This is a genomic window from Vibrio gazogenes (genome assembly GCF_023920225.1).
In the GTDB taxonomy this organism is placed as follows: domain Bacteria; phylum Pseudomonadota; class Gammaproteobacteria; order Enterobacterales; family Vibrionaceae; genus Vibrio; species Vibrio gazogenes.
In genome coordinates this window covers 546,745-572,780 of sequence record NZ_CP092588.1, presented here as the reverse complement: position 1 = coordinate 572,780, position 26,036 = coordinate 546,745, and the positions used below count along the sequence as shown (strand labels likewise).

General features: G+C 45.9%; 24 protein-coding genes. 10 read left to right on the top strand and 14 right to left on the bottom strand.

The window, feature by feature from the left end; translation table 11 throughout:
- Position 1: 1 nt before the first annotated feature.
- Complete coding sequence (locus MKS89_RS18150) at positions 2-1,822, bottom strand: extracellular solute-binding protein (RefSeq protein ID WP_072959792.1); 1,821 nt, start codon at positions 1,820-1,822, stop codon at positions 2-4.
- A 13-nt stretch (positions 1,823-1,835) separates the two neighbouring features.
- Positions 1,836-2,360, bottom strand: a complete 525-nt coding sequence (locus MKS89_RS18145) for an NUDIX hydrolase (RefSeq protein WP_072959795.1) — start codon at positions 2,358-2,360, stop codon at positions 1,836-1,838.
- 299 nt (positions 2,361-2,659) lie between these two features.
- On the opposite strand from MKS89_RS18145, the gene MKS89_RS18140 reads away from it, so the two are divergent.
- Positions 2,660-3,367 carry a hypothetical protein gene (locus MKS89_RS18140; RefSeq protein WP_072959797.1) on the top strand — a complete coding sequence of 236 codons (708 nt, stop codon included), beginning with the start codon at positions 2,660-2,662 and terminating at the stop codon, positions 3,365-3,367.
- 113 nt (positions 3,368-3,480) lie between these two features.
- Here MKS89_RS18140 and MKS89_RS18135 read toward each other — a convergent pair whose 3' ends face one another.
- Both MKS89_RS18135 and yjjG read right to left on the bottom strand, forming a co-directional pair.
- The gene (locus MKS89_RS18135; RefSeq protein ID WP_072959968.1) at positions 3,481-4,182 is read right to left on the bottom strand and encodes a GntR family transcriptional regulator; all 702 of its coding nucleotides are present in this window, start codon (positions 4,180-4,182) and stop codon (positions 3,481-3,483) included.
- 135 nt (positions 4,183-4,317) lie between these two features.
- Positions 4,318-4,992, bottom strand: coding sequence for a pyrimidine 5'-nucleotidase (yjjG, locus tag MKS89_RS18130; protein ID WP_072959800.1), 675 nt, complete (start codon positions 4,990-4,992; stop codon positions 4,318-4,320).
- Between the two features lie 137 nt (positions 4,993-5,129).
- On the opposite strand from yjjG, the gene MKS89_RS18125 reads away from it, so the two are divergent.
- The 3 genes from MKS89_RS18125 (at position 5,130) to MKS89_RS18115 (ending at position 9,742) form a co-directional block, all read left to right on the top strand.
- A complete protein-coding gene (locus tag MKS89_RS18125; RefSeq protein ID WP_072959803.1) occupies positions 5,130-6,077 on the top strand; it encodes a LysR family transcriptional regulator in 948 nt (315 codons plus the stop codon).
- A 60-nt stretch (positions 6,078-6,137) separates the two neighbouring features.
- Positions 6,138-6,788: an isoprenoid biosynthesis glyoxalase ElbB gene (elbB, locus tag MKS89_RS18120; RefSeq protein WP_072959806.1), complete on the top strand. Its 651-nt coding sequence runs from the start codon at positions 6,138-6,140 to the stop codon at positions 6,786-6,788.
- A 335-nt stretch (positions 6,789-7,123) separates the two neighbouring features.
- The gene (locus MKS89_RS18115) at positions 7,124-9,742 is read left to right on the top strand and encodes a pectinesterase family protein (RefSeq protein ID WP_072959809.1); all 2,619 of its coding nucleotides are present in this window, start codon (positions 7,124-7,126) and stop codon (positions 9,740-9,742) included.
- 151 nt (positions 9,743-9,893) lie between these two features.
- Here the strand turns inward: MKS89_RS18115 and folE are convergent, their stop codons facing one another.
- On the bottom strand, positions 9,894-10,550 hold the full coding sequence (gene folE / locus MKS89_RS18110; protein ID WP_072959811.1) for a GTP cyclohydrolase I FolE: 657 nt from the start codon (positions 10,548-10,550) through the stop codon (positions 9,894-9,896).
- Positions 10,551-10,806: 256 nt separating this feature from the next.
- Between folE and moeA the strand changes: the two genes are divergently transcribed.
- From moeA to MKS89_RS18095, 3 genes are all read left to right on the top strand, one after another.
- Positions 10,807-12,042: a molybdopterin molybdotransferase MoeA gene (gene moeA, locus MKS89_RS18105; RefSeq protein ID WP_072959814.1), complete on the top strand. Its 1,236-nt coding sequence runs from the start codon at positions 10,807-10,809 to the stop codon at positions 12,040-12,042.
- An 11-nt stretch (positions 12,043-12,053) separates the two neighbouring features.
- Positions 12,054-12,824, top strand: coding sequence for a molybdopterin-synthase adenylyltransferase MoeB (gene moeB / locus MKS89_RS18100; RefSeq protein ID WP_072959817.1), 771 nt, complete (start codon positions 12,054-12,056; stop codon positions 12,822-12,824).
- 78 nt (positions 12,825-12,902) lie between these two features.
- Positions 12,903-13,736, top strand: a complete 834-nt coding sequence (locus MKS89_RS18095; protein WP_205409130.1) for a sulfurtransferase — start codon at positions 12,903-12,905, stop codon at positions 13,734-13,736.
- A gap of 163 nt (positions 13,737-13,899) precedes the next feature.
- Here MKS89_RS18095 and MKS89_RS18090 read toward each other — a convergent pair whose 3' ends face one another.
- Positions 13,900-14,889 carry a sugar-binding transcriptional regulator gene (locus MKS89_RS18090; protein WP_021019323.1) on the bottom strand — a complete coding sequence of 330 codons (990 nt, stop codon included), beginning with the start codon at positions 14,887-14,889 and terminating at the stop codon, positions 13,900-13,902.
- Positions 14,890-15,322: 433 nt separating this feature from the next.
- Here MKS89_RS18090 and tal point away from each other — a divergent pair, with 433 nt between their 5' ends.
- A complete protein-coding gene (gene tal / locus MKS89_RS18085) occupies positions 15,323-16,273 on the top strand; it encodes a transaldolase (RefSeq protein ID WP_072959822.1) in 951 nt (316 codons plus the stop codon).
- An 85-nt stretch (positions 16,274-16,358) separates the two neighbouring features.
- Positions 16,359-18,350 (top strand): transketolase, encoded by a 1,992-nt coding sequence (tkt, locus tag MKS89_RS18080; protein ID WP_072959825.1) that lies wholly within the window; start codon positions 16,359-16,361, stop codon positions 18,348-18,350.
- 75 nt (positions 18,351-18,425) lie between these two features.
- On the opposite strand, the gene MKS89_RS18075 is transcribed toward tkt, so the two are convergent.
- Entirely contained in the window at positions 18,426-19,040 is a 615-nt protein-coding gene (locus MKS89_RS18075; protein ID WP_072959827.1) for an OmpA family protein, read from the bottom strand.
- Between the two features lie 252 nt (positions 19,041-19,292).
- On the opposite strand from MKS89_RS18075, the gene bamJ reads away from it, so the two are divergent.
- Positions 19,293-19,769: a BamJ family beta-barrel-assembly machinery protein gene (bamJ, locus tag MKS89_RS18070; RefSeq protein ID WP_072959830.1), complete on the top strand. Its 477-nt coding sequence runs from the start codon at positions 19,293-19,295 to the stop codon at positions 19,767-19,769.
- A gap of 75 nt (positions 19,770-19,844) precedes the next feature.
- Here bamJ and MKS89_RS18065 read toward each other — a convergent pair whose 3' ends face one another.
- The 7 genes from MKS89_RS18065 to thrS all read right to left on the bottom strand — a co-directional run bounded on the left by MKS89_RS18065 (position 19,845) and on the right by thrS (position 25,901).
- A complete protein-coding gene (locus MKS89_RS18065; RefSeq protein WP_235862479.1) occupies positions 19,845-20,414 on the bottom strand; it encodes a beta-phosphoglucomutase family hydrolase in 570 nt (189 codons plus the stop codon).
- Positions 20,415-20,611: 197 nt separating this feature from the next.
- Positions 20,612-21,142 carry a GNAT family N-acetyltransferase gene (locus MKS89_RS18060; RefSeq protein WP_072959833.1) on the bottom strand — a complete coding sequence of 177 codons (531 nt, stop codon included), beginning with the start codon at positions 21,140-21,142 and terminating at the stop codon, positions 20,612-20,614.
- Between the two features lie 233 nt (positions 21,143-21,375).
- Entirely contained in the window at positions 21,376-22,578 is a 1,203-nt protein-coding gene (locus MKS89_RS18055) for a sugar efflux transporter (protein ID WP_072959836.1), read from the bottom strand.
- 145 nt (positions 22,579-22,723) lie between these two features.
- Positions 22,724-23,077, bottom strand: a complete 354-nt coding sequence (gene rplT / locus MKS89_RS18050; RefSeq protein WP_021019837.1) for a 50S ribosomal protein L20 — start codon at positions 23,075-23,077, stop codon at positions 22,724-22,726.
- 42 nt (positions 23,078-23,119) lie between these two features.
- Complete coding sequence (rpmI, locus tag MKS89_RS18045) at positions 23,120-23,314, bottom strand: 50S ribosomal protein L35 (RefSeq protein WP_027694124.1); 195 nt, start codon at positions 23,312-23,314, stop codon at positions 23,120-23,122.
- Between the two features lie 103 nt (positions 23,315-23,417).
- Positions 23,418-23,945 (bottom strand): translation initiation factor IF-3, encoded by a 528-nt coding sequence (gene infC / locus MKS89_RS18040; RefSeq protein ID WP_252518349.1) that lies wholly within the window; start codon positions 23,943-23,945, stop codon positions 23,418-23,420.
- Between the two features lie 27 nt (positions 23,946-23,972).
- Positions 23,973-25,901, bottom strand: coding sequence for a threonine--tRNA ligase (gene thrS / locus MKS89_RS18035; protein ID WP_072959842.1), 1,929 nt, complete (start codon positions 25,899-25,901; stop codon positions 23,973-23,975).
- Positions 25,902-26,036: the final 135 nt, after the last annotated feature.

The following is a 26,036-nucleotide window of genomic DNA, read 5'->3' as shown; positions in this document are numbered from 1 at the left end:
TCTAATGGCTTTTACCGCTTGCCAACGCCTGTTCTTTCGCTGCTGAAATCCACCAGCTATCTACACCGAGCGAGTATTTGGGTATCACTTTCGGGCGTTCGAACTTATCCCACATCGCGACATGGTAGGTGCTGATATACCATTGAGGAATCATGTAAAAATTCCACTGCAATACCCGATCAAATGCACGCCCTAATGCGACCAGCTTTTGTGCATCATGCTGATTCGCTGCAATTGCTTCCGTGAGTTTATCCACTGCCGGATCGGAGACACCCGCCTGATTGTACGTTGAGTTGATAAAACCGGAATTCCAAACGATCATCAAATCCGGCGACGGATAAGCGTTCGCACTATACCCTCTTGAAATCATATCAAAGTCTCTGTCACGGAGACGTTTGGTGTACTGGGTCGTATCCACGGTACGGATGTTCATGGTAATTCCCATCCGCTTTAAATTCTTCTGCAAAGGAATCGCAATACGTTCATCGGTTGGATTATAAATTAGCAATTCAAATGTGAATGGCTGACCACTTTTCATATTGGTCATGATGCCGTCTTGGATCTGCCACCCGGCCGCTTTAAGCAACCTGAAAGCTTGACGCATCTGAGCCCGAATCTGTCCGGAACCATCCGTTATCGGCGGCTGATATGTTTGGGTAAAGACCCGTGGCGGGATCTGATCTTTCAATGGATTCAGAATTGCCAACTCGGCTTCAGACGGCAGTCCTTTCGCTTCAAATTCAGTATTCTGAAAATAACTTCTCGTCCGCGTATATTGGTTATAGAACATATGTTGATTCATCCACTGAAAATCCAGTGCATATGTCAACGCTTCTCTGACGCGTCGGTCTTGAAACACAGGTCGCGAGGTATTGAAGACAAACCCTTTTGCCGGTGCCGGTTTCTGATGCGGAATTTCTTCTTTGATAATATGACCATTGTCGAAATTCACGCCTTTATATGCGGTTACCCACTGTTTGGCACTGGTTTCCTGGCGAAAGTCAAATTCACCTGATTTGAACGCCTCCAACATGACCGTATCATCCCGGTAGTAATCGTACTGAACCACCTTAAAGTTGTTCCGTCCGACATTCACCGGTAAGTCACGCGCCCAATAGTCATCAACCAAACCGTAAGTAATACTCTGTCCCATTTTATAATCGATGATTTTGTACGCCCCACTACCGACCGGTGGCGTCGCCAACGGCTCGGCAAAGTTCTTATCTTTCCAGAAATGTGCGGGTAAAACCGGAAGCGTTTCAACAATGCTGAACAATTTCTCCCGATTCGGTTGTGACATTTCAAACCGAACGGTCCGATCATTGAGGGCTATTACCGCTTTGACATCTTTATAATAAACGCGGAATTGAGGCACACCTTCGGTGCTCATCTTGTTAAAACTAAATGCAACATCATGGGCTGTAATCGGCTGCCCATCATGAAAACGGGCCTTCGGATTCAAGTCGGCTTCAAGCCAAAGGTAATCATCCGAATAACGAATTTTGGTCGCAATTAACGGGTAATAGGTGTCGATTTCATCACTGGGAGAAAACATTAAGCTATCGTATAGCTCTCCACTGGCAACCGCCGGAACACCCCGCGAAGCATAACGATTAAAATTATCGAACGTCCCGATTTGACCATAAGTGACTTTGCCATATTTCGGGGCGTTCGGATTGACATAATCGAAGTGCTTGAAATTCTCGGGATATTTCGCCTGACCATATCCAACCAAACGGGTCGTTTCAATAACTTTGCCAAAACTGGCCATACTGAATAACATCAAGCCACAACTCAATAAAGCCAGTCCTACTTTACCCATACGATTACTTTTCCTAAATCAATAATTCTTTTGCAGCCAACCGGAGTAGAAATGTTTCCCGCTCCAGATTCTCCCCATGATGGGATGGATCCATCAACGCCCGCTCATTATGAGCAATTGCCTGATGAATATCGAGCCAAACAGGATGACTCCCGTTCTGGATTTCATAATTTTCCGGTGTTGGTTCTTTGAGTTGGTCAGCAACTTTACAGGCATAACAATAAGAGACGACATGCTCAACCTGCCCGGACTCTGTGCCTTTCGGCCGAAACTCTTCATAAATACCTAAAGGCTGTATATTGCGCACATTGTAGGCGCCGGTCTCTTCTTGCAGCTCTCGAACCATGCCGACAATCGGATCTTCACCATCTCTTAACCCGCCTCCCGGTAGACTGTAATCATCAAAACGGTCGGTATACAGTGCTAAGATTTCGTTCTGCTTGTTCAGCACAATCGCTCGACTAGCCAAACGAATTTGTGTCTGAAAATCCTTCTGGGCTTGTACCTCAGGATCGACTGATGTGGCCAGATGTTTCATAAAGGCTTCTCCTTGTCTGTCCTTGCTAATCAATTGCAAATGCTGATAACCAGTCGTCATAAGAATCGGTCATAAAAAACAATAAGTTAGCAAAAAATAAAATGCAACATTTTCAGTACTTCGAGTGCCATATCTCGAAGCAAGCCGGAACAAAGTACCATGAACCAAGGATGATTACTGTTTGATCTGACATATTTTCTCAATTTGCACCGCAACACATCAGCAATGAAACAATTTATATAATATGTCTTTGATAAATAAAATAAATATATAACTATTATCAATAATAGGTGACTACTATGAAAAATCAACACTCGTCGTCATCAATTCATGCTCAACATGAACAACACGAGAAAACGAAGCAAATATGGATTGATACCAGTATATTGATACTGGCTGTCCTCGGATCAAGTGTACTGGCAATTGCTTGTCTTTGGCTCGACTACCTATACGGAGACCACTATATTGGTGAGACCTCTGTCACCGAATATGTTCAACAGATTCTCTTGGGTATCGCGGTTATCGCATTCTACCGGATCAAGGCTTGTCATGAGGCCTTGCGTCATGCAGCGATCCTGATTAGCGGCTTTTTTATGGTCTTATTCATCCGAGAACTCGATTTTCTGTTTGATTATATATGGCATGGTTTCTGGGTTTACCCGGCAGTGCTCGTCACCCTCGGCGCTTTGGCTTATGCATGGCAAGGGAAAGATCAGGTATTCCATGAAATGGCTGAAATTCTCAGCGTCCCCAATATGCGTTTGTTGGTCTGTAGTGTCATCATCTTAATTTCGTTTTCGCGATTATTTGGGATGGGAAGTTTCTGGCATATGGTCATGCAGGAAGACTATATTCGCAATGTGAAAAACATTGTTGAAGAAGGGACTGAGTTGCTATGTTATGCGCTCATCAGTTATTCGGCAGTCTCAACACAACTCTATGTAAAAGTCCGTTATGCCGCGCAACAGCACAATCAAATCAATGTGAATAAAAGTATTTATCATTAAATAAACAGGTTTATTTAGGGGATGTTTCATGTCAAAAATGGAACATCCCGAAAATTTTTATCAACAGCCCCACCCCATTCGATTCATATCAATCAATTGGCAGACAAACCTATTCATTGGGACAAATGCGCAGCATTTGAAGTCACGGTTAAAGTATCATGCCGCCATATGGTGATCTCTGCTGCGACAGGATGCTCGCCACGATACACCTTCCTTTCAATCACAATCGCCGGAGTCCCCGGGGCGGCATGAAGCATCACCGCTGTTTCGCCGCTCAAACAACCAACAGTAACACTGTCATTCACATGAAGATTATGCAGTGATTCTCGTTGCCGAAGCCATGCAAATAACTCTTGTGCGACATCGCAATCTTGGGCTGCATGTTTCTCAGCATGAACCCAGTAGCGAACCAGACAAACCGGGCGCTTCTCCAGGTAACGCAACATTTCGACGGCATACACTTCAGCAAAAGGCCCTAATTGAAGCCAGCCACTCACCTGTTTATTCGCCAGTGTATTTTTTGCACGAATGACCGACAGACTCGCCTGACGCCCCTGCTCTTCTACCAAAACCAGAAAATCTTCAGCCATTGATAGAGGGAAGTCAATCCGCGGTGGTGCAATAAACCAGCCCCGGCGATCTTCCCGGTAAATCAATCCTTCGGTTTCCAGCAACGACAAAGCTTCACGCAACGTCACCCGGGTTGTGGAAAATGTTTCAGCCAGTTGTCGTTCTGAAGGCAATTTCTGCCCGGCAGCCAACATGCCCTGCTCTATCTGCTCAGCAATAGTTTCTTTAATTTTAATGTATTGCACGAATAACCAACTCAAAGTGACATTGTCACGAAAACCAAACGAATACACTCAATTTAACGGGCTTTCTCTGCGGATACAATGAGATATTTTTTCGTCGTATCGATCAAACCGTGTCCGGGGGTACTCAGATGATATTCAGGCAAAAATCACCGCTGATAATTCGGTTAAAGATTGGATTTCATAGTGACAAACAACATGGTCGGGAATCGATTGTTGATCGCTATTCAACCAGCAAGTAGTAAACCCATATTGGTGGCCACCCTGTATATCTGCCACCGGATTGTCACCGACCATGAGCACTCGACTTTTGTCAGGATAACCGATCTGTTGATGTGTATAGGCAAAAATAGCCGGATCCGGCTTGGCAACACCGACCTGTTCAGAAACTGTCACCTGAGCAAAATAATCGGTCAGACCGTGCTTTTCCAAACGGTGGGATTGTAAATCGATAAAGCCATTAGTGATAATCCCGAGCTGAGCCTGCCCGCGTAACTGTTCCAATAAAGCTCTGGCTCCGGGCAGTAATGTCGAGATCTCAGCCATTGCCTGAAAAAAATGGAGATTCAATGCTTCGGTCGTCTGACCAAGCCGTGTCGCCCACGTGGTAAAACGCTGATGTTTCAGTGTTGCCGCATCAATTTTTCCGTCTTGATAATCGCGCCATAACTGCTGATTTTGTGCTTGATATTGGTTGAAATCTTCAGCGGTGAAGTCCACATCAAAAGCGGAAAACATTGTCTTCAGCCCGGTAAACGCATCAAAATGAAATAAGGTTTCATCTGCGTCGAATAAGATCCAATCAAATTTCATAAACTATCCTTCTGTATCATACTGCTCACCCTCACAATGCATCTGTCGATCATTTGTGTACAATCAGTTTATACTGTTTTTGAATTTGCTATAATCCCTCGCTAAAGAAACTAACTGTTTCCTATAGGTTAACATTCATGATCAGCCCTAAATTTTCTTCATTACCGATTTTCGTTGCCGTGGTCGAATTGGGCAGCTTTTCCGCAGCGGCGGGTCAGCTCAACATTACGAAATCAGCAGTCAGTAAGCGTTTGACCCAGCTCGAAGAGATACTTGGTGTGCGGTTATTTCATCGTACCACACGAAAAATTCATCTGACCGAGGCGGGAGAAAGACTTTATTTTTATGCATCTCAGTCTCTGTCTTATGCAAAACAAGGGTTGGATTCGGTGTTAGAACTTCAGGGAGAGCCTCAAGGGAAACTAAAGATTGCGACCCCGATGTCGTTTGGCGTCCGGCATATTGCCCCTTATGTCAGTGAATTTATGAAGCAGTATCCGAAACTCGAGATCGAGGTCGAGCTTGAAGATCAAATGGTTGATCTGCTACAGGGCGGATTCGACCTCGCGATCAGAATCGGTCGTTTACCCATGTCGAATATGATTGCCAAACGCCTTACCGACTGTCAATCCGTGCTGTGTGCATCTCCTGAGTATGTTGATCAGTTCGGATTTCCGGAACACCCTGCTGATCTGCGTCATCATAACTGCCTGATCTATTCATACTTTCGTGGCGGACAAGCCTGGACATTCCACCAGCGGGACAAAGAATATAAAGTCGTCCCTAAAGGGAATCTGGTTATGAATAACAGTGAAGGCATTCGCCGGGCAGCTTTGGACGGTTTGGGTATTGCCCAACTCCCGACATTTATGATCGGTAAAGATTTAACCGCAGGGCTTTTAGTTCCCGTCATGTCTCACTATCACCTCCCGAATCACGCCGTTTATGCGGTCTATCCAGACAGACAATATCTGCCACATAAAGTGCGCCTTTTTATTGACTTCATTCAATCACGATTCGGGATCGATACACCATATTGGGATCAAGCATTGACACAGATTAAACCAACAGCCTCAGCACGGTAAAAATCATGCTAGGCTTATACACAAATCACGACACAACTGAATAATAGAAAGGATTACAACATGAAAAAGATAGCTGTCATTTTAAGTGGTTGCGGCGTCTTCGATGGAGCGGAGATCCACGAGAGTGTTCTGGCACTGCTTGCTATCGAACGTCAAGGTGCAAGCTGGCATTGTTTTGCTCCCGATATTGAACAACACCACGTCATCAACCACAAAACCGGTGATGTTACCGAAGAGAAAAGAAATGTGCTGACAGAGTCTGCCCGCATCGCTCGTGGCCAGATTACCGACCTGTCGACCATCAATCCCAACGACTATGATGCACTGCTGTTACCGGGTGGATTCGGTGCTGCGAAAAATCTGACAGACTTTGCTATCAATGGCGCAGAATGCAGTATCAACACTCACGTTGCTTCTGCATGTCGTGCGTTCGCCCAGTCAGGAAAACCTGCCGGTTATCTGTGCATTGCCCCAGCGATTATCCCAATGATTTACGAAGCAGGCGTTCGTGGCACAATCGGTGATGATCCCGATACGGCTGCGGCGTTTCAGGCACTCGGTGGCGAACACATCGATTGTCCGGTGGACGATATTGTTTATGACGAACGCTACAACGTATTATCGACACCAGCCTATATGCTGGCTGGCAGTATTTCAGAAGCAGCCTCAGGTATCGATAAACTGGTCAAGAAACTCGTCGAGCTGGCTTAAGCTTTTTAAGATCATATCGATTCTCAGCGAATCAAGTGACTGAAAAACGATCGGTATCTCCGATCGTTTTTTCATCCTCACAACCAAACCATCCAGCCTCTAACCTCTCGGTATACATCGCTCTTGTCTTATTCAAAAAGAGACGTCGTTTATTGACCCGGACATTTCACTTATCAATGAATGCCTGATTACATACTGACCATTCTATCACTCATTCGTGGCTTGCTTATTCATTTGATCACAGTTAATCTGCTCTGAAAATTATAAAATAAAACATCATTTCAAAATAAAAATAACTCTATTTTAATTTTACCAATAACAGAAGGAACCTCTGTATGAATCACCTGACAACGACAGGTTTGGGACTCACTTCCCTACTTTGTCTTTCCTCTGCCATCGCAGCCCCACTCTATGACAGTAAGGTTGCATTAGATGGTTCTGCGGACTTTACTTCCATTCAGGAGGCCATTAACAGTGCGCCGGATGATGGAAGACCGTATGTCATCTATGTCACCAATGGCATTTATCACGAAAAACTCAATGTCACTCGTCCCAATGTGATGCTCATCGGTGAGAATCGCGATCAAACGATCATTACCGCAACAACCGCCAATGGCACATTGGATGAAAATGGCAAGAAATACGGCACATCCGGCAGTCGTACCGTGTATATCAACGCCGCCAATTTCACGGCTCGTTCTCTGACCATCGAAAACGGATTTGATTTTCCGGCCAATCAGGCTAAAAGTGATGATGACCCAACCAAGCTCCGTGGGACACAAGCCGTTGCGCTACTGGTTTCCACCAAAGCGGATCGCTCGCAGTTTAAAGATGTCCGACTGGTGAGCTATCAGGATACGGTCTATCTGCGCGCGCCACACACCTATGTTGATAACGCCGTGATCACCGGAACCGTCGATTTTATCTTCGGTGAAGGCACGGCTCTTTTCGAAAACAGTCAATTGATCGCTCGATATCGTGATGATGTGGCGCCGGGCAATACCCAAGGTTATCTGACCGCCCCCAGCACAAATATCAACTCTCCTTTCGGCCTCGTATTTAAAGATTGTCAGTTGTCAAAAGAAGAAGCGGTTCCGGCTGCCAGTTATGGCCTGGGACGCCCTTGGCATCCGACCCGAACGTTCAAGGATGGCCGTTATGCCGATCCCAATGCAATCGGCCACACCGCTTTCATCAATTGTGATGTAGACGATCATATTTTCGGCTGGGATAAAATGAGCGGTAAAGACATCAACGGCAATGTAATCTGGTTCTATCCTGAGGACAGTCGTTTCTGGGAATATCAGAATACCGGCGCCGGCACTGCCGACGCTTCCGATACAACGAGACGTCAACTGAGTGACACCGATGCAGCACAGTATACCCGCAGTCATATTTTGTCCGGCTGGCAACCCGATGTTTCTCTCGGTCCACAGAGTATACTCAAAGGCCAGGTCATTCATGCACGGATGAGTTTCCCTGCCAATGTCCGTCTAAAAGGCAGTAGCGGCCAGACCGTGACGACATTGACTGATTCTGCCGGATATTATCAAGCCTCAATTGCAGGCATGACGCCACCGATTCTGGTTGCGGCTGACGATCAAAGTGGCTCTTCCTGTCTTCACCGAGAGACCTACCAATCGGTCTGTGCCAGCGCTCTGGTCAGTGACATCACCAATAACGGCACGACGATCGGCAACGTGAATCCGTTTAGTGATTTGATCGTTTCCGAGCTTGCTGCGCATGAAGGGATTAACGGTCCGGCCTTGTTGAATGACATGGATAAATTACCGGCCTTTTCAGCAGCGGTACTCCAGCAAGCACAGCAAAATTTCAGAGCAGCCTTCCGGTCTGTAGCCGACGCATACGGTATTGATGCGCAACAAGCGTGGGATCCTGTCAGTTATGCTGATATCTACGAGCCAGTCATTCGTAAACTTGCCAGTCAGGTCATCCATAATCGCGGCTATGACACCAGCACAGGATTAACGGCAAAAACCGCTCTGACCGACTTGTCATTTCATTCGATCCTTGCCGCAAAGACGGTTGCAGGATACCAAGTTACCGGGGAACAGCTTGACGACGCTCAACAACAGATCCAATCGGCCAAACGTCGGATCTTTCTTGTCGGCGATTCAACCGTTTCAAACTATGACGCTGAGGTTTTTCCACGCATGGGATGGGGACAAGCATTTGCTGAGATGGTATCCAATGGTCGTCAGTTACAGGTGGTCAATGCCGCTCGCTCAGGACGCAGTTCAAAAGATTTCATCAATGCCCGCTGGCTCAGTCAAATTGAGTCGCTTGTCCGGCCTCATGATTTCCTACTCATTCAGTTTGGACACAATGATGAAAAATGCAACGGTGCAAAAGCAGGGCGAGGATCGGTTGATGTTGCGAACTTATGTACCTATCCGAATGATGCTTGGGGCAATCCTCAGTACCCATTTTTTGCATGGAACAATTCCTTCCAACACTCACTGGAAAGATATCTGAATTTTGCCCGTCGTCATCACATGCACCCAGTGCTGCTCACCCCGGTCCCTCGTGCGAAAAGTATCTATGGTGGCAATGGCACGCCAATTAAGTCAAACCAGCATGTCACGACTCAAAATGCAGAGAATGGCTATCAGTATGTCGGAAACTATACCCAAACGATTGAAGAGACTGCACAGCTTAATCATGTACCGTTGATCAATCTACAGTCTTTGGTCATTGATATGGCAAACCAGACAACCGGTGATGCGTGGAAATCGATCTGGCTGGCTGTTGATCCGGCACAATATCCTTATTATGCCAACCGGACCGGTTCACTCACGAAACCCGATACAACTCACTTTCAACAGCAAGGCGCACAACTGATTGCCCAACTCGTGATTGAGGCTATTCACCAAAACCCGTCACTCCATCACCTTGCGAGACAACTGCCTCGCCCAGCACATGACCGGTTCTGACTCAAATTTTTTACTGGTGAAGGTTTTACTGGCTAAAGTTTTACAGAAAGAGTCCACTGACTAAAGAGTCTACAACATCCATAAAAAAACCGAGTGGTGATCCACTCGGTTTTCTCTTTGAATTGGTTCTCTATGTTAACCGAAGAGGCTATTAACCTAAGAGTCCATGTAAAAATTCGGAGCGCGTCGAAGGGTTAGATTTGAACAACCCACCCAATGCGGTCGTCGTCGTTTCACTGGTTGCATCCATCACGCCACGGGCTTTAACACAATAATGGGTCGCATCAATCGTCACCGCGACATCATCTGTTTCTAACAATGCTTGTAACGCCACCAGAATCTGCTGGGTCATTCTTTCCTGCACCTGCGGACGCTGGGAAAAGAAACGCACAATCCGGTTTATTTTTGATAAACCGATAATTTTGCCTCGAGGAATGTAGGCAACTGCCGCTTTTCCGTCAATGGTGACCAAGTGGTGTTCACAGGTACTCGTTACGGTAATGTCTTTGACCCGAACCATCTCACTGACTTTCATTTTATTTTCAATCAAAGTGATCTTCGGAAAATTGTGATAATCAAGGCCGGAAAACACTTCATCTACATACATTTTAGCAATACGATGAGGAGTTTCTTCAAGGCTATCGTCAGTTAAATCCAGTCCGAGCAGATTGAGAATTTCACGCATATGATATTCTATTTTTTCTTTCTTCTCTTCTCGTCCTATAGGATTCGGACGCATCGGCGTTTCTAAACCACGATTTTCGAGTGCATTTTTGACCAGCAAAGCAGACTCGCTCAGACCTGACATGACATAACCTCTCTGATTCAACCCTTCCGGATGGCTGACAAGGATACTCGGAATTTGCCATAATTACATCCACAATTTAAGGCAGGAAATCAGAACGCACTCAGTGCATTGTAATTTGTAAATGAATCCGTATACCTGTCTCATTAACAAATGCAATACATTGCATTAAAAATTTTATGAAAGCACATCCGGTATGAAACGATTCATGCTAAAGTAACCCCTCAACATCATACAACGCGAATTAGGATAAACAGATATGGGATGCTGTGATACCCAAAAACTTCTCCCGATTGAAGATGCGATTCAAACCATGCTGGCTGATGTTTCTCCGATAAAAATCAGTCAAAAACTTTCCATCGAAACGGCATTAGGCCATGTTCTCGCCGAAGATGTCCGCTCTCCAATTGATGTGCCCCCTTTTGATAATTCAGCAATGGATGGCTATGCCGTCCGTACGCAAGACCTCACCACAACAGATACACTCCCTCTTGCGGGAAAAGCCTTTGCCGGACAACCTTTTAGCGGAGATTGGCCGGCAAATACCTGTATTCGAATCATGACAGGCGCTCCCGTACCACAGGGTTGTGATGCCGTGATTATGCAGGAAAAAACCGAATCAACGCCTGAGGGGATTCGCTTCCTTACCTCTCACGTGAAAGCACAGGCCAATATTCGTCCTCAAGGTGATGATCTCAAGCAGAATGAGGTTGTCCTCCCTGCCGGCAGTCGTCTGACCGTCAGAGATTTACCACTGTTGGCATCACTGGGGATTGGTCAGGTACTGGTGCTACGCAAGCCCAAAGTTGCCATTTTCTCAACCGGGGATGAACTCAAACCTGTCGGTGAAACACTCAATGCAGGACAAATCTACGACAGTAATCGTTATGCCATCCGGCCTATGCTTGAAAAATTCGGTTGTGATGTACTCGATTTAGGGATTATTCCCGATGATCAGGCCCGGCTCACTGAAACATTCCAAAAAGCACAATCGCTTGCAGATGTTGTCATCACGTCGGGCGGTGTGAGTGTCGGAGAAGCCGATTACACCAGAACAATTCTCGAATCTCTCGGCAAAATTAATTTCTGGAAAATCGCCATTAAACCGGGCAAACCTTTTGCCTTCGGCAAACTGAATCATTCGCTGTTTTGCGGGTTGCCGGGTAATCCGGTCTCTGCGGCGGTGACTTTATATGTTTTAGTTCAGCCGATGCTCGCCAAACTTGCAGGCCATACTCAATGGCAAGCACCAGCACAAATGCAAGCTGTCAGTCAGGTTGCGTTTAAAAAGTCCCCCGGCCGAACCGATTATCAACGCGGGGTTTTTAGCGTGGATAATGGACAGATCGTTGTCGATAATGCGGGCAATCAAAGTTCCGGCGCATTCCGCGCAATGAGTACCGCCAACTGCTTCATTGTTCTCGAACAGCAACGCGGATCCGTTGAAGCCGGTGAGATCGTCACTATCGAACCATTTAATCCAGCGTTATATTAGAGAGAAACAGCATGACGACGCATGACGAGCTGCTCAGTGATGAAGAGCACTTGCGCTACAATCGCCAGATTATCTTGAAACAGTTTGATTTTGAGGGACAAGAAGCGCTGAAAGAAGGTCGGGTGCTCATCATTGGTGCCGGAGGTCTGGGGTGCGCAGCCAGTCAATACCTTGCCAGTGCGGGGGTTGGCAACATCACACTGGTCGATGATGATGTGGTGGAATTATCCAATCTTCAACGACAAATTTTACATACCGATCAGGATATCGGACGGCTGAAAGTCGATTCTGCGGCAGACTCGCTGCGTCAATTGAATCCTTACCTCCGGGTTAAAACCATTGCGCAACGGCTTGACGAGTCAGCACTACTGGCACTGATGGCACATCACGATGCCGTTCTGGACGCCAGTGACAATATTGCAACCCGTAACCAGCTTAACCAACTCTGCTTTCAAAGTAAGACCCCGCTCATTTCTGGTGCTGCAATCCGTATGGAAGGTTTCTTAAGTGTTTTCACCTATCAAGCCGGTGAACCTTGTTATCAATGCTTCAGCACATTATTTGGTAATCACGCTCCGACTTGTGTCGAAAATGGTGTACTCGCGCCAGTCGTCGGGGTGATTGGGGCGATGCAAGCACTGGAAACGCTCAAAGTCTTGGCGAATTATGGCCAACCGTTGCGCGGGAAAGTGCTGTTATTCGATGCGATGACGTTGTCATGGCAAGCGATGAAACTCCCCCAGCGAGAGCACTGCCCGGTCTGTTGCAGCACCGTGGATTAATACAATTCAGTGACAATGTCACCAATTCATCTGCAAATGCTCCCGGATGAGCGCCACTGAACAATAGAAGGAATATAAATTATGTCACCACTTGTCTCACCGCAATGGCTGTCAGAACATCTGTCTGACCCGAAACTGGTCATCTTAGATAGCAGTATTGCTTTTCAAATCCCTGCAGAAACTGAAAAAGATACCGTACATAACATTCCCGGTGCACGGCGCTTTGATTACGATAAGGTATTTTGCGATCCGGATAGTCACCTGCCACATATGATGCCGAGCGAGAGTCGTTTCAATCAATGTGCCCGCCAAATCGGACTCAATCAAGACTCGCTGATCGTCGTCTACGATAACAGCGGCACACTGGCATCTCCCCGGACATGGTGGATGCTCAAGGCGATGGGACATGAAGAGGTTTATATTCTTAACGGGGGGTTGGCTGAATGGAAACGTCAGGGTCATCCGCTTGCAACGAGCTTCCAAAAACCGATAGCTCCCGGTAATTTTTCTGGCACGCTCAGCCCAGATTTTTTTGTCGATGCAGCGCATGTCCTTGAGCAAATGGCGCAACAAAACAGTCTGACAATCGATGCCCGTTCACAGGCGCGTTTTACGGGTGCCGTTGCCGAACCCAGAGCCGGGATTCGGAGCGGTCATATTCCTCACTCAATCTGTGTGCCGTTTACATGTCTCATTGATGGACACACGCTGAAACCACCGGAAGCACTACGCACGATACTGCAAGAAACACTGCCTCATGATACCGAAGAATATATTTTCAGTTGTGGCTCTGGCGTAACAGCCTGCATTGTTCTGCTGGCAGCATATATTTGCGGATATCAAAATCTAAAAGTCTATGATGGTTCATGGACAGAATGGGGTTCATCCCGGCACCCCATTGCAACAGATTAATCAGTCAAACCAGCATATCGGATAACTGGCATTGTGAACGGACACAACACAGCTTCACTTACAGTGTCTGAGTCCGAGCTACTTGGGTACCCAAAGTTTTGATCGTCATAATGGATATCTAAACTTCAAGTATGGCGCTTAACGCATCTCAGTGTAACCACGGTTACACTGATTTAAAGCGCATTTGCTCATCAAGGTTGAGAATCGTCAGCGCGTTAGACACACTGGTCGCAATCACATCAATGGCACCGGTGCGCAAAGCCCCTAATAGCGCCAATGGCTTACTATTTTCTGCTGCGATGGCAATGACTTCAGCAATCGGTCTGAATTCTTCAATGCTTAATCCGATAATACGATCACTCATGACTGTTTTGGCAATCTGCCCGTAAATATCAAAAAAATCATATCCGGCAAAATCACCGACAACCCCCTGCTCAAGACGAGACTGAACCACTTCCTGTGGGGTAAACCATCCTAAATCGACCATATAACTGTTTTCACTCATATCGCCAATACCGACCAGCGCAACATCCGCTTTTCTGGCCAAGTCCAGTGTCTGCTTAATGGTGTCATTTTCCATAAATGCCAGTTTCTGCTCTCGATTCACGGCATACGCCGGTGCATAGAGTGTTTCTGATGTTCCCCCATATTTTTTTGCCAACTGGCGACAAATATGGTCCGCGTTAAACATGCCGCCCCTTGGGTGAATCCCACCAATACTGCAAACAAATTTGACATCCTTCGGTGAAATCACGCCGACATGGTGGGCAACAGCAGAGACATTTCTCCCCTGACCGACAGCGATCACCTGACCACTTTTGAGTGAGCTGGATAAATAATTCGAAACCAACCCGGCAATTTGCTGGCGCTGTTGCGCCTCTTTCGGTTGATCCAAGGCAATCAGGGCACGTTTAATACCAAACCGCTCAATCAGTCGCTGCTCGACTTTCGCACTGAATACCGGATGATATTTCACCGTAATTTCGACAATGCCTTCATCCCGGGCTTGCTTCAGCATCCGCCCGACTTTGGCTCTGGAGATCGCATATTTCTTAGATATTTCTTCTTGTGTGGCACCATCCTGATAATAGGCAACCGAAATTTCTGTCAGTAGATCCGAATCCTCAACGGATATCTCTTGCAACCCCGTCATATACACCTCCAATACATCTGGCCACCACAGTGATGATTGACTCACTCAGAACAACTTAAGCGCGAGTGATATCATCACAATCAATGCTTCTCTATATATCAAATGTTCAATGACAAGACAAATGTTCACACAAAACAACTATGTTTTTAACTGAGGAATGGTACTTATTTTAGAAAATAGCGATAAAAAAACAGAAAAAATGCACTACATTTTCTGAATATCAGTACCACCCGGAAGAAATTCATGATAGCCGTTGACTTTCTCAATCGTTCAGATAAATATGGACTCATCATTTACTCAACATTTGATCATATGTTCAGAGCAATGGTACAAATGTTGAAGATTTATCAAGCCAGCTCTTGAAACAGACATCCTCATGATGTCATGTTTATCTCTCAGCTGTGCTTTTGCCCTAAAAGAGGATGATCGGAATATGAGCAATCAACTAGAACAACTCCGCAAATATACCACTGTCGTTGCTGATACCGGCGAGATTGATGCCATCAAAAAATATCAGCCCCAAGATGCAACAACGAACCCATCGTTGATTCTAAAAGCCGCTCAGATTCCTGAGTATGCAGCATTTATCGATCAGGCCATCGCTTATGCCAAGTCTAAAAGTGATGACAAAGCACAACAGCTTGAAGATACCAGTGATATGCTGGCAGTAACCATTGGTAAAGAAATCCTGAAAAGTATTCCCGGCCGTATATCGACTGAAGTTGATGCCCGCCTATCTTACGATACCGAAAAAACCATTGAAAAAGCCCGCAAGCTCATCAGCCTGTATAACGATGCTGGGATCAGCAATGATCGTATCTTGATTAAAGTCGCTTCCACATGGGAAGGGATTCGTGCCGCTGAGGTACTCGAAAAAGATGGGATCAACTGTAACCTGACCCTGTTGTTCTCTTTTGCGCAAGCCCGTGCTTGTGCAGAAGCCGGTGCTTACCTGATTTCACCATTTGTCGGCCGCATCATGGACTGGTACAAAGCGAAAGAAGGCCGCGACTTCGCAGCAAATGAAGATCCGGGTGTTCTGTCTGTCACGAAAATCTACAACTACTATAAAGAGCATGGTTATGACACTGTCGTGATGGGTGCCAGCTTCCGTAATACCGGCGAAATCCTTGAACTCGCGGGTTGTGATCGCCTGACGATCAGCCCTCAGTTACTCCAGACGCTGGAAGAAACCGAAAGCCAAATCGATGTGAAACTCACACCGACAACTCGCGTTCAAGAACGCCCACAACCAATGACTCATGCGGAATTCCTGTGGGAGCATAACCAAGATGCGATGGCAGTTGAGAAACTGGCTGAAGGGATTCGCAATTTCGCGATTGACCAAGGTAAGCTGGAAGCGATGATCAGCAAACAGCTTTAAGACGATATTTGAGAGGACTGTACCAACAGTCCTCTTTCTATTTATACCGCTTTTAATCTTCATATAATCTTGTTGGAAAAAAATTATGAACCGTAAAGATCTCGCGAATGCAATCCGCGCTTTAAGTATGGATGGTGTTCAACAAGCCAACTCAGGTCACCCCGGCGCCCCGATGGGGATGGCGGATATCGCTGAAGTGCTGTGGCGCTCTCACCTGAACCACAATCCACAAAACCCGAATTGGGCTGACCGCGACCGTTTCGTGCTCTCTAACGGCCACGGTTCGATGCTGATTTATTCACTGTTGCATTTGACGGGGTATGACCTGTCGATTGACGACCTGAAGAACTTCCGTCAGTTGCATTCGAAAACACCGGGCCACCCGGAGTACGGTTATACACCGGGCATTGAAACCACAACCGGGCCACTCGGACAAGGCATCACTAACGCGGTTGGTATGGCAATTGCGGAGAAAGCACTCGCCGCGCAGTTTAACCGTGACCAGCATAATATCGTTGACCATCACACTTATGCTTTCCTCGGTGATGGCTGTTTAATGGAAGGGATTTCTCATGAAGCGTGCTCTTTGGCCGGTACTTTGGGTCTGGGCAAGCTGATTGCGTTTTGGGATAACAACGGCATTTCGATTGACGGAGATGTGGACGGTTGGTTCACAGATGACACGGCGAAACGCTTTGAAGCGTACGGCTGGCATGTCATTCCGACGGTAGACGGACATGATGCTGCGGCGATTGAAGCGGCGATTACCGCAGCCAAAGCGGAAACGTCACGTCCGACATTGATTTGTACCAAAACTGTGATTGGTTTTGGCTCACCCAACAAATCCGGCTCTCATGATTGTCACGGCGCGCCACTGGGTGCGGATGAAATCAAAGCAACACGTGAGCAACTGGGTTGGGAATATGGCCCGTTTGAGATTCCGGCTGACATTTATGCGCAGTGGGATGCGAAAGAATCCGGCGCAGCAAAAGAAGCTGCATGGGATGAGACGTTCGCAGCGTATCAGGCTGCTTACCCTGAGTTGGCGGCTGAATTCAAGCGTCGGGTCAATGGTGAACTGCCTGCGAACTGGGAAACACAAGCCAACCAGATCATTGCACAATTGCAAGCCAATCCGGCCACAATCGCTTCCCGTAAAGCTTCTCAAAATGCTTTGGAAGCCTTCGGCAAGTTACTGCCTGAATTCATGGGCGGCTCGGCTGACCTCGCGCCTTCGAACTTGACCATGTGGTCTGGCTCGAAGTCACTGACGCCAGATGATGCGTCCGGCAACTATATTCATTACGGTGTCCGTGAGTTTGGGATGACGGCTATCATCAACGGGATTGCGTTGCATGGCGGTTTCATTCCTTACGGCGCCACCTTCCTGATGTTTATGGAATACGCGCGCAATGCAATGCGGATGGCTGCGCTGATGAAAGTGCAGAACATTCAGGTTTACACCCATGATTCAATTGGTTTGGGTGAAGACGGGCCGACCCACCAGCCGGTTGAACAAATTGCTTCACTGCGTCTGACGCCGAACATGAGTACGTGGCGTCCTTGTGACCAGGTTGAATCCGCGATGGCTTGGAAGCTGGCGATTGAACGTAAAGATGCCCCGACTGCCCTGATTTTCTCTCGTCAGAATCTGGCGCAACAAGCGCGTGATGCAGAACAGGTAGCAAACATCGCCAAAGGTGGCTACATCCTGAAAGATTGTCAGGGCACACCGGATTTAATTCTGATTGCGACCGGCTCTGAAGTTGATTTAGCCGTTCAAGCGGCAGCGGAACTGACTGCGAAAGGCAAGCAGGTTCGTGTAGTTTCTATGCCTTCAACCGATGCATTTGACCGTCAGAATGCCACTTACCGTGAAGCGGTACTACCAGCTTCAGTGACTGCTCGCGTTGCGATTGAAGCGGGTATTGCAGATTACTGGTACAAGTATGTCGGCCTCAATGGTCGCATTGTCGGTATGAACAGCTTTGGTGAGTCAGCACCGGCTGGCGAACTGTTCAAACTGTTCGGCTTTACCGTGGATAATGTCGTGGAAGTGGCACTGTCTTTAGGGTAAAACAGTGAATCAAACATCATGACAAAAACGCCAGCAATTGCTGGCGTTTTTTTGAATATCGATACGACAAATCAACTAACTTGGAAGAATAAAGAACAGCTCGACACGTCGATTACATGCTTTCCCTTTCTGCGTCTGGTTAGTACATGCAGGAACAACGTCACCATACCCACGGGTATAAATAGAGTCGAGAGAAACACGATTGTTCGCAATGATCCGTTTGACGGCTTCAGCCCGTTTTTTCGATAATTGATCATTGTAATGGGCGTTGCCAAGATCATCCGTATGCCCGTCAATCACCAATTCAAGACCGTATGCAGTTGCCAGATAGTTGTTAACTTTTTCTAACCAGAGCCGCGATTCCGGTGCCACAGTCGCAGAACCAACGGCAAATTGAATGGTCCGCTTAACCCGAACAATCATAAACTGGCCCGGTAAAACTTCGTAATCAATACGGTTCTTAAGCAAAAACCTTTGTAGTGATAGATAAGTGCTATCGGCTCTCTTCTGCCCTTGCGGTCCTTGCACACCAGAGCGCGTTGCCTCAGGATCCTGTCCCCACTCAGGATAAATCACATCTGAGCTATTCTTTGGCGCTCTATCCAACATATTGTCATCAAACAAACGCTCAGTGACAAGTGAACCACACCCGAAAAGACAGAAGCTTAATAGATAAACGATAAACTTCATTGATTCACGATCCTTATTTCCGACATATTCACTTTATCGGCTAAATCATAAAAACTTTATAGCTGATTTTTCGACATTTGCCTGATTGTGAGACAACAAAGATTGCCTTTGCCCGCTCTTTTCGATGAAATATATCTATCTGCAAGCTCCCAGACGAAAAACTCATTCAACAATACTTTCTCTCATCGGCAGCGTCTTCGAGTGATTGATTGTGTATGGGAGCATCGATTCAACCCAAGGAACAGATTCATCATGGATAAAAATTATATTTTCTCGCTCTTTATGTTTGCCATCGCTGGTATTTTTCTTTACCGGAACTGGAAACGGAGTCAGACAGTTGCAAAGAACGTCAGTGAAGGAAAAGCATTTCTGGAACAAAATGCACAACAGGAAGGCGTTGTGACGACAGAAAGTGGTTTGCAATATCAGATTCTGGAGGAAGGAACCGGCACACAACACCCAACACCGACCAATAAAGTGACCGTGCATTATCATGGAACATTATTAAGCGGCAAGGTGTTCGATAGTTCTGTTGAACGCAAGAAACCGATTACCTTTGGCGTGAAACAAGTCATTAAAGGTTGGCAGGAAGGGTTACAATTGATGGTTGTCGGCCAGAAAGTGCGCTTATTTATTCCGGCAAAGCTAGCCTACGGCAATCGCGGCATTGCGACAATTCCTGCCGGTTCGACGCTCATTTTTGACGTTGAATTAATCGATATTCAGTAATATCTATCCGTCATATAAACCAAGAGAGCTGCTCACGCAGCTCTCATCATCAGTTTGCATCGTTAGCGACTCAGGTTATGACGCCTTATCCATCTGCGGATAGAACACTAACCCCTGCTCCGTAACCAAAAAACAATCCATCCCTGCAGCATGCGCAGCTTGTTTCCCAAGCGCGGTATCTTCAAACACAACACATTCTGACGGTTCCAGCTGAATTTGGTGGCAGGCTTTAAGAAACGTATCCGGGTGAGGTTTATGATTTTCCACATCACTTGCGGTGATGACCGTATCCAGTTTATCCAACAATCCGGCATTCTTTAATAGCAACAGTGCATTATCTCGGTGACTTCCGGTACCGACCGCAAGCTTCCTTTCTCCGTATGCTTGTTCAAGAATGTCACAGGTCAGTGCGATTCGCGGATATTGATAATCAAGCAAGCGAAACATATCCTGTTTAAACTGTGAAACATCGTGCGGGTTCAAACATAAACCAAAGCGTCGGTTAATCTCACCAACAACTTTGATGCTCGGCATGCCACCCATACTTTGCAACCATTGTGCCGTGAAAGGAAAACCAAAATGTTCCGCTGCTTTTTTCCAAGACTCAACATGAGCTGGCATGGTATCAAGCAACGTCCCATCCATATCAAAAATCAGTCCTTTATATTGGGAAAGGTGATCCAATAACTCTGGTTGAGAAACATTCCCAATGTGACATGGCCGGGAGGCGTGAGCTGCGGATTCTGGCTGATTCATAGACTTCTTTCCTACTTCTTGCGTGCTGGCAGCAGCTTTTCTTACGAGAAAACAGACTAAAAATGGGCCCGCAGGCCCACTTGATTTTATCCGATAGCAGACAGAATTGCCTGAGGAGTTTCCCAAGTGTAGATCCATTCCGGAACATCACTACCACATGGAGAATGCCAGATTCTATCCAGTGTATGTAGGCCCCCGAGGTGGTCATAAAACTCAATGGCCCGAATATTCTGTTCCATGACTTCAATATACACACCGCCATCAGGAAAATAGTGCTGAATCCATTTAGTGACATCTTTCAGCAATAACTTCGCAATCCCTTTTCCCTGAAATTCAGAAGCAACATGCAGGGATTCAATCACAGTGCCTTTTTCAAAATCGTGATTACCAAACGCACAAATAAAACCGCAAAGCTTACCATTTTCTTCTGCCACAACCACATGCTGGTTAATGGGCGGATTAATTAATCTAGTTTGCCAGATCAAACGCCGATCTTCTTCAACTTCATCCTGAAGGTAATGCGTTTCCATCATTCCCTGATAATTCTGTTGCCAACTCTGGGCATGTAGTTCGGCAATCTTTTCAAAATCGCTATATTCAGCTACTCGAATATCCATTTAATAGCCCTTCTAACTTCCTGTTAGCTCTGTTCTCTTCATTTATACTGACATCATTTTACCCAAAAGCATAACATTCCGGTAAAATATTTGGCAGGGCAATTACCGTACGACGGCATCACTATTTTTGCAAGCAATCAGCATCCAGCCGCAGTACATTCAGTTTTTTCTACCGTAATATAACTCAATCACATACAATTACTCGGGTTACACGCAACAAATAAACCGACGGCTTACAACAGCGATGATTGTTGTTCGGCAAGCCTGTCCCGCTTACTTTCATATAAATGAGTCACCAAGAAGATAGCAAATGAAATCACAATGGCCACTAATGAAATATAGATAGCGTTGCGGAATCCATATTGTTGTGCAACAAAGCCCATTAATGAAGTACCACACATCGTGCCGACTGACATCGCGTTCGTATAGAAAGCAGAAACCTGTCCGACTCGCTTCGGTGCTGAGTCTTGTAACAGCGTAATACCCAAACCGACGAAAATTCCGTAAAAAAGGCCATTTAACACTTGTAAAGCCAATAACCATTCGATGGTCGAAGCATATTGAATACCGGTATAAAAAAACATGGCAATGACAAAACCCACCATCATCATCTGCATTTTGCCGAAGCGATGTGACCAAGACGCGGACAGAAGCATCACTGGTATTTCTAATGCAGCCGTCAATCCCATAAAAATTCCTGGGTATGACACGGGTAAATCGAGTTCTTTGGTGATAAAGAGTGGCATCGCATTGATGTAAGTGCTGTTGGCCATATTCGCGAATAAAATACCAATCCCAAGAAACCAAACTTTATAAGGAAAAGGTGGCACAACTTCATGAGCAGTTTGGGAATTCGTAGGCTTTGATACAGACGGTAATAATCGCCACACCATCACAAAAACCAGCAGCGCAATCCCCGCAGCCAGCGTGAAGTTTGCCCGAAAACCAAAAGTACCAACCGATGCAAAAGCCAGTGCCGGACCTACAATCCAGACCAGTGAAACCGAAGAACGCATCTGAGAATTGAGCTTGGTACTATCCTTACCAGACTGCTCTGCAAAACGCCGAATCATTGCCAATAGTAGAGGAATCGATGACGCTCCGAATGCCATAAAGCACCAGCCGACAATAATCGCCTGCCAGAATTGCGTCAGCAGAGAGAAACATAATGCCGCCAGACACAGAAAACCAATCGCTATCAACAACAATGTTTTGCTATTGATGCCTTTATCTGCCAAACGCCCTAATGTCTGGCTAATCAGAATGGTAGAAATCGCAGTACCAACTGTATAAAGCCCGATATACATGGGTTCAATGCCTAAACCTTCGATAAGAAACAAGCTCATCACTGGTAAAATAAATGAGAAAGCCATTGCTGCCAGCCCATTCAACCAGAAATATACCCCTGAATTCCCTCTAAAAAGTTCAAACTTCATCCAATCATACCTTTATGCTTAAAAAAACATCGACAAAACCTGAATCAACTCAATTCAGTTGGAAAACTGGGTGATTCATTTTCTATACAGACAAAAAAGGAGAGCTAAAAGCTCTCCTTTCCGAAAACTGGGCTACAACTTTGAATTAAAGTGCAGCTTTTGCTTTCTCAACAAGCACAGCGAATGCTGATTTATCAAATACAGCAATATCAGCTAAGATCTTACGATCAATCTCGATAGATGCTTTCTTCAGACCGTTGATGAAACGGCTGTAAGACAAACCATTTTGGCGAGATGCCGCATTAATACGTGCAATCCACAGTTGACGGAATTGACGTTTCTTGTTGCGACGGTCGCGATATGCATATTGACCAGCTTTGGTCACTGCTTGGAAGGCAACACGATAAACTCGAGAACGAGCGCCGTAGTAACCTTTAGCTTGCTTTAGAACTTTCTTATGACGTGCACGAGCTTGTACACCACGTTTTACGCGAGGCATTCTGCTTCTCCTAAACTAAACGAATTAAAAACCAAAAAAGAATTAAGCGTATGGCAACATACGTGCAACAGCAGCCACTTCACATTTAGGAAGGACAGAGTTTGGACGTAGATGACGCTTGTTCTTAGTCGTACGCTTAGTCAGGATGTGACGTTTAGTCGCGTGCTTGTACTTAACACCACCAGCAGTTTTCTTAAAACGCTTAGCAGCACCTTTATTGTTTTTCATCTTAGGCATGATGAATAACTCCGCATTGTTTCGATTTTAATAACCATGTAATGAGGGCGAATAAAACCCCGCCGTACTTAGACGACGGGGTCTATTACTTGCAAGCCGGTCATTACTTCTTCTTAGGGGCTAGCACCATAATCATTTGACGGGCTTCGATCCGACTAGGGAAAGATTCTACAACAGCAATATCTACTGTATCTTCTTTCAGACGATTCAAAACATCGACACCGATATCTTGGTGTGCCATTTCTCGGCCACGGAAGCGAATTGTTACCTTCACTTTGTTGCCTTCTTCAAGGAAACGTAACAGGTTGCGTAGTTTTACCTGATAGTCTCCAATATCAGTTCCAGGACGGAATTTTACTTCTTTAATCTGGATCTGCTTTTGCTTTTTCTTCTGCTCTTTTGCAGCTTTGCTCTTCTCGAAGAGGAATTTACCATAATCCATCACACGACAGACAGGCGGCTCCGCATTGGGACTAATTTCAACAAGATCCATACCGGCTTCTACAGCCGTATCAAGCGCTTCTTGAATTGGAATAATCCGAGATTCTTCACCTTCTGCTCCCGATAAACGGACTTCACGTACACCACGAATTTCTCCGTTGATACGATGTTGGTTCTGTTTGGCCGGCACTTGGCCACGTCTTCCACCTTTAATAGTTTATTCCTCCAGATTGAGCTTACGGCTTAAGACTTCGGTCCGGACCAACTCAATGAAATCATCCAGCTTAAATTTACCTAAGTCTTTGCCTCTTCGTGTCCGTACTGCGATTTCGCCAGCTTCTACTTCCTGATCGCCACAAACCAGCATATACGGTACACGTTTCAAAGTATGTTCGCGGATTTTAAAGCCTATCTTTTCATTTCTCAAGTCTGCTTTTGCTCGAATCCCACATTTTTGTAGTTTTCGTACCACATTCTGAACATAATCCGATTGTTTATCAGTAATATTTAATACGACTGCCTGCTCTGGTGCAAGCCAAGTCGGGAAAAATCCTGCATATTCTTCAATCAAAATACCGATGAACCGCTCCAGTGAGCCTAAAATTGCCCGGTGAATCATCACAGGCACCAGACGCTCATTGTTTTCACCGACATAAGTCGCGCCTAAACGGCTCGGCAGATTAAAATCGAGCTGCACTGTACCACACTGCCATGCCCGGTCAAGGCAATCATGCAATGTAAACTCAATTTTCGGTCCATAGAATGCCCCTTCGCCTTCCTGAATATCATAATCGATATTCATTGATTTCAGCGAGAGCATTAGTGCTTCTTCAGAACGATCCCAAATTTCATCACTACCAACCCGCTGTTCAGGGCGAGTCGAAAGCTTCACTGCAATATTCTCGAAACCAAACGTCCGGTAAACATCATAGACCATTTTAATACAAGAAGTGACTTCTTGCTGAATCTGTTCTTCAGTACAGAAAATATGAGCATCATCTTGAGTAAAGCCACGTACCCGCATGATGCCATGCAGAGACCCTGACGGCTCGTTTCGATGGCATGAACCAAACTCCGCCATTCGCAATGGTAAATCACGGTAGGATTTCAGACCTTGATTAAAAATCTGAACATGACCGGGACAATTCATTGGCTTAATCGCATACTCACGATTTTCAGAATTTGTTGTGAACATCGCTTCGGCATATTTATCCCAGTGCCCAGAACGTTCCCACAGGACGCGATCCATCATAAGTGGACCTTTCACTTCCTGATAATCATATTCCGTCAGCTTTTCACGGACAAAAACTTCTAAATCGCGGAAGACAGACCAGCCGTTATGATGCCAAAATACCATTCCCGGCGCTTCTTGCTGCATATGGAATAAATCGAGTTGTTTACCGATTTTGCGGTGATCGCGTTTGGCTGCTTCTTCCAGACGAGTCAAATGCGCACTCAGGGCTTTCTTATCGTGAAAAGCCGTACCATAAATACGCTGCAACATTTTATTATCGCTGTTACCACGCCAGTAAGCGCCAGCCACATTCAATAATTTAAAATGCTGACAAAATCCCATATGAGGAACATGGGGGCCGCGACACATATCAGTATATTCTTCATGATGATATAGGCCGGGATGATCGTCACGCGCCACGTTTTCATCCAGAATTTCTATCTTGTATGGTTCTCCACGAGATTCAAACGTATCACGTGCTTCCTGCCAACTGACATTCTTTTTGACCACTTGATATTTGGTTTTAGCCAGCGCTTTCATCCGCGCTTCAATTTTTTCCAAATCCTCTTGCGACAATGACTGTTCTAAATCGATATCGTAATAAAAACCATTGTCGATTGTTGGACCAATCGCCATCTTGGCATCAGGATACAGTTGCTTCAGCGCATGTCCCAATAAGTGGGCACATGAGTGACGCACGATTTCCAAACCATCAACTTCATCTTTTGCCGTGATGATTTCTAAGCTGGCATCGTTTTCAATGAGATCACAGGCGTCAACACGAACGCCGTTAACACGTCCGGCAATGGTCGCTTTCGCAAGACCAGCACCGATAGATAAAGCAACGTCTGAAACTGAAACAGGGTGATCGAATTGACGTTGACTACCGTCAGGAAGAGTAATATTAGGCATGATTTATCCTTTACAGTGGTGTTGCGCACCAAGCAACACTTGCTTTATTGATTCGTACATTTTGTGTTTTTTCAGAGCAAAACACGCGACATAAAAATAGTACCCATTTTGATGCAAATACGGATGCACCATCCT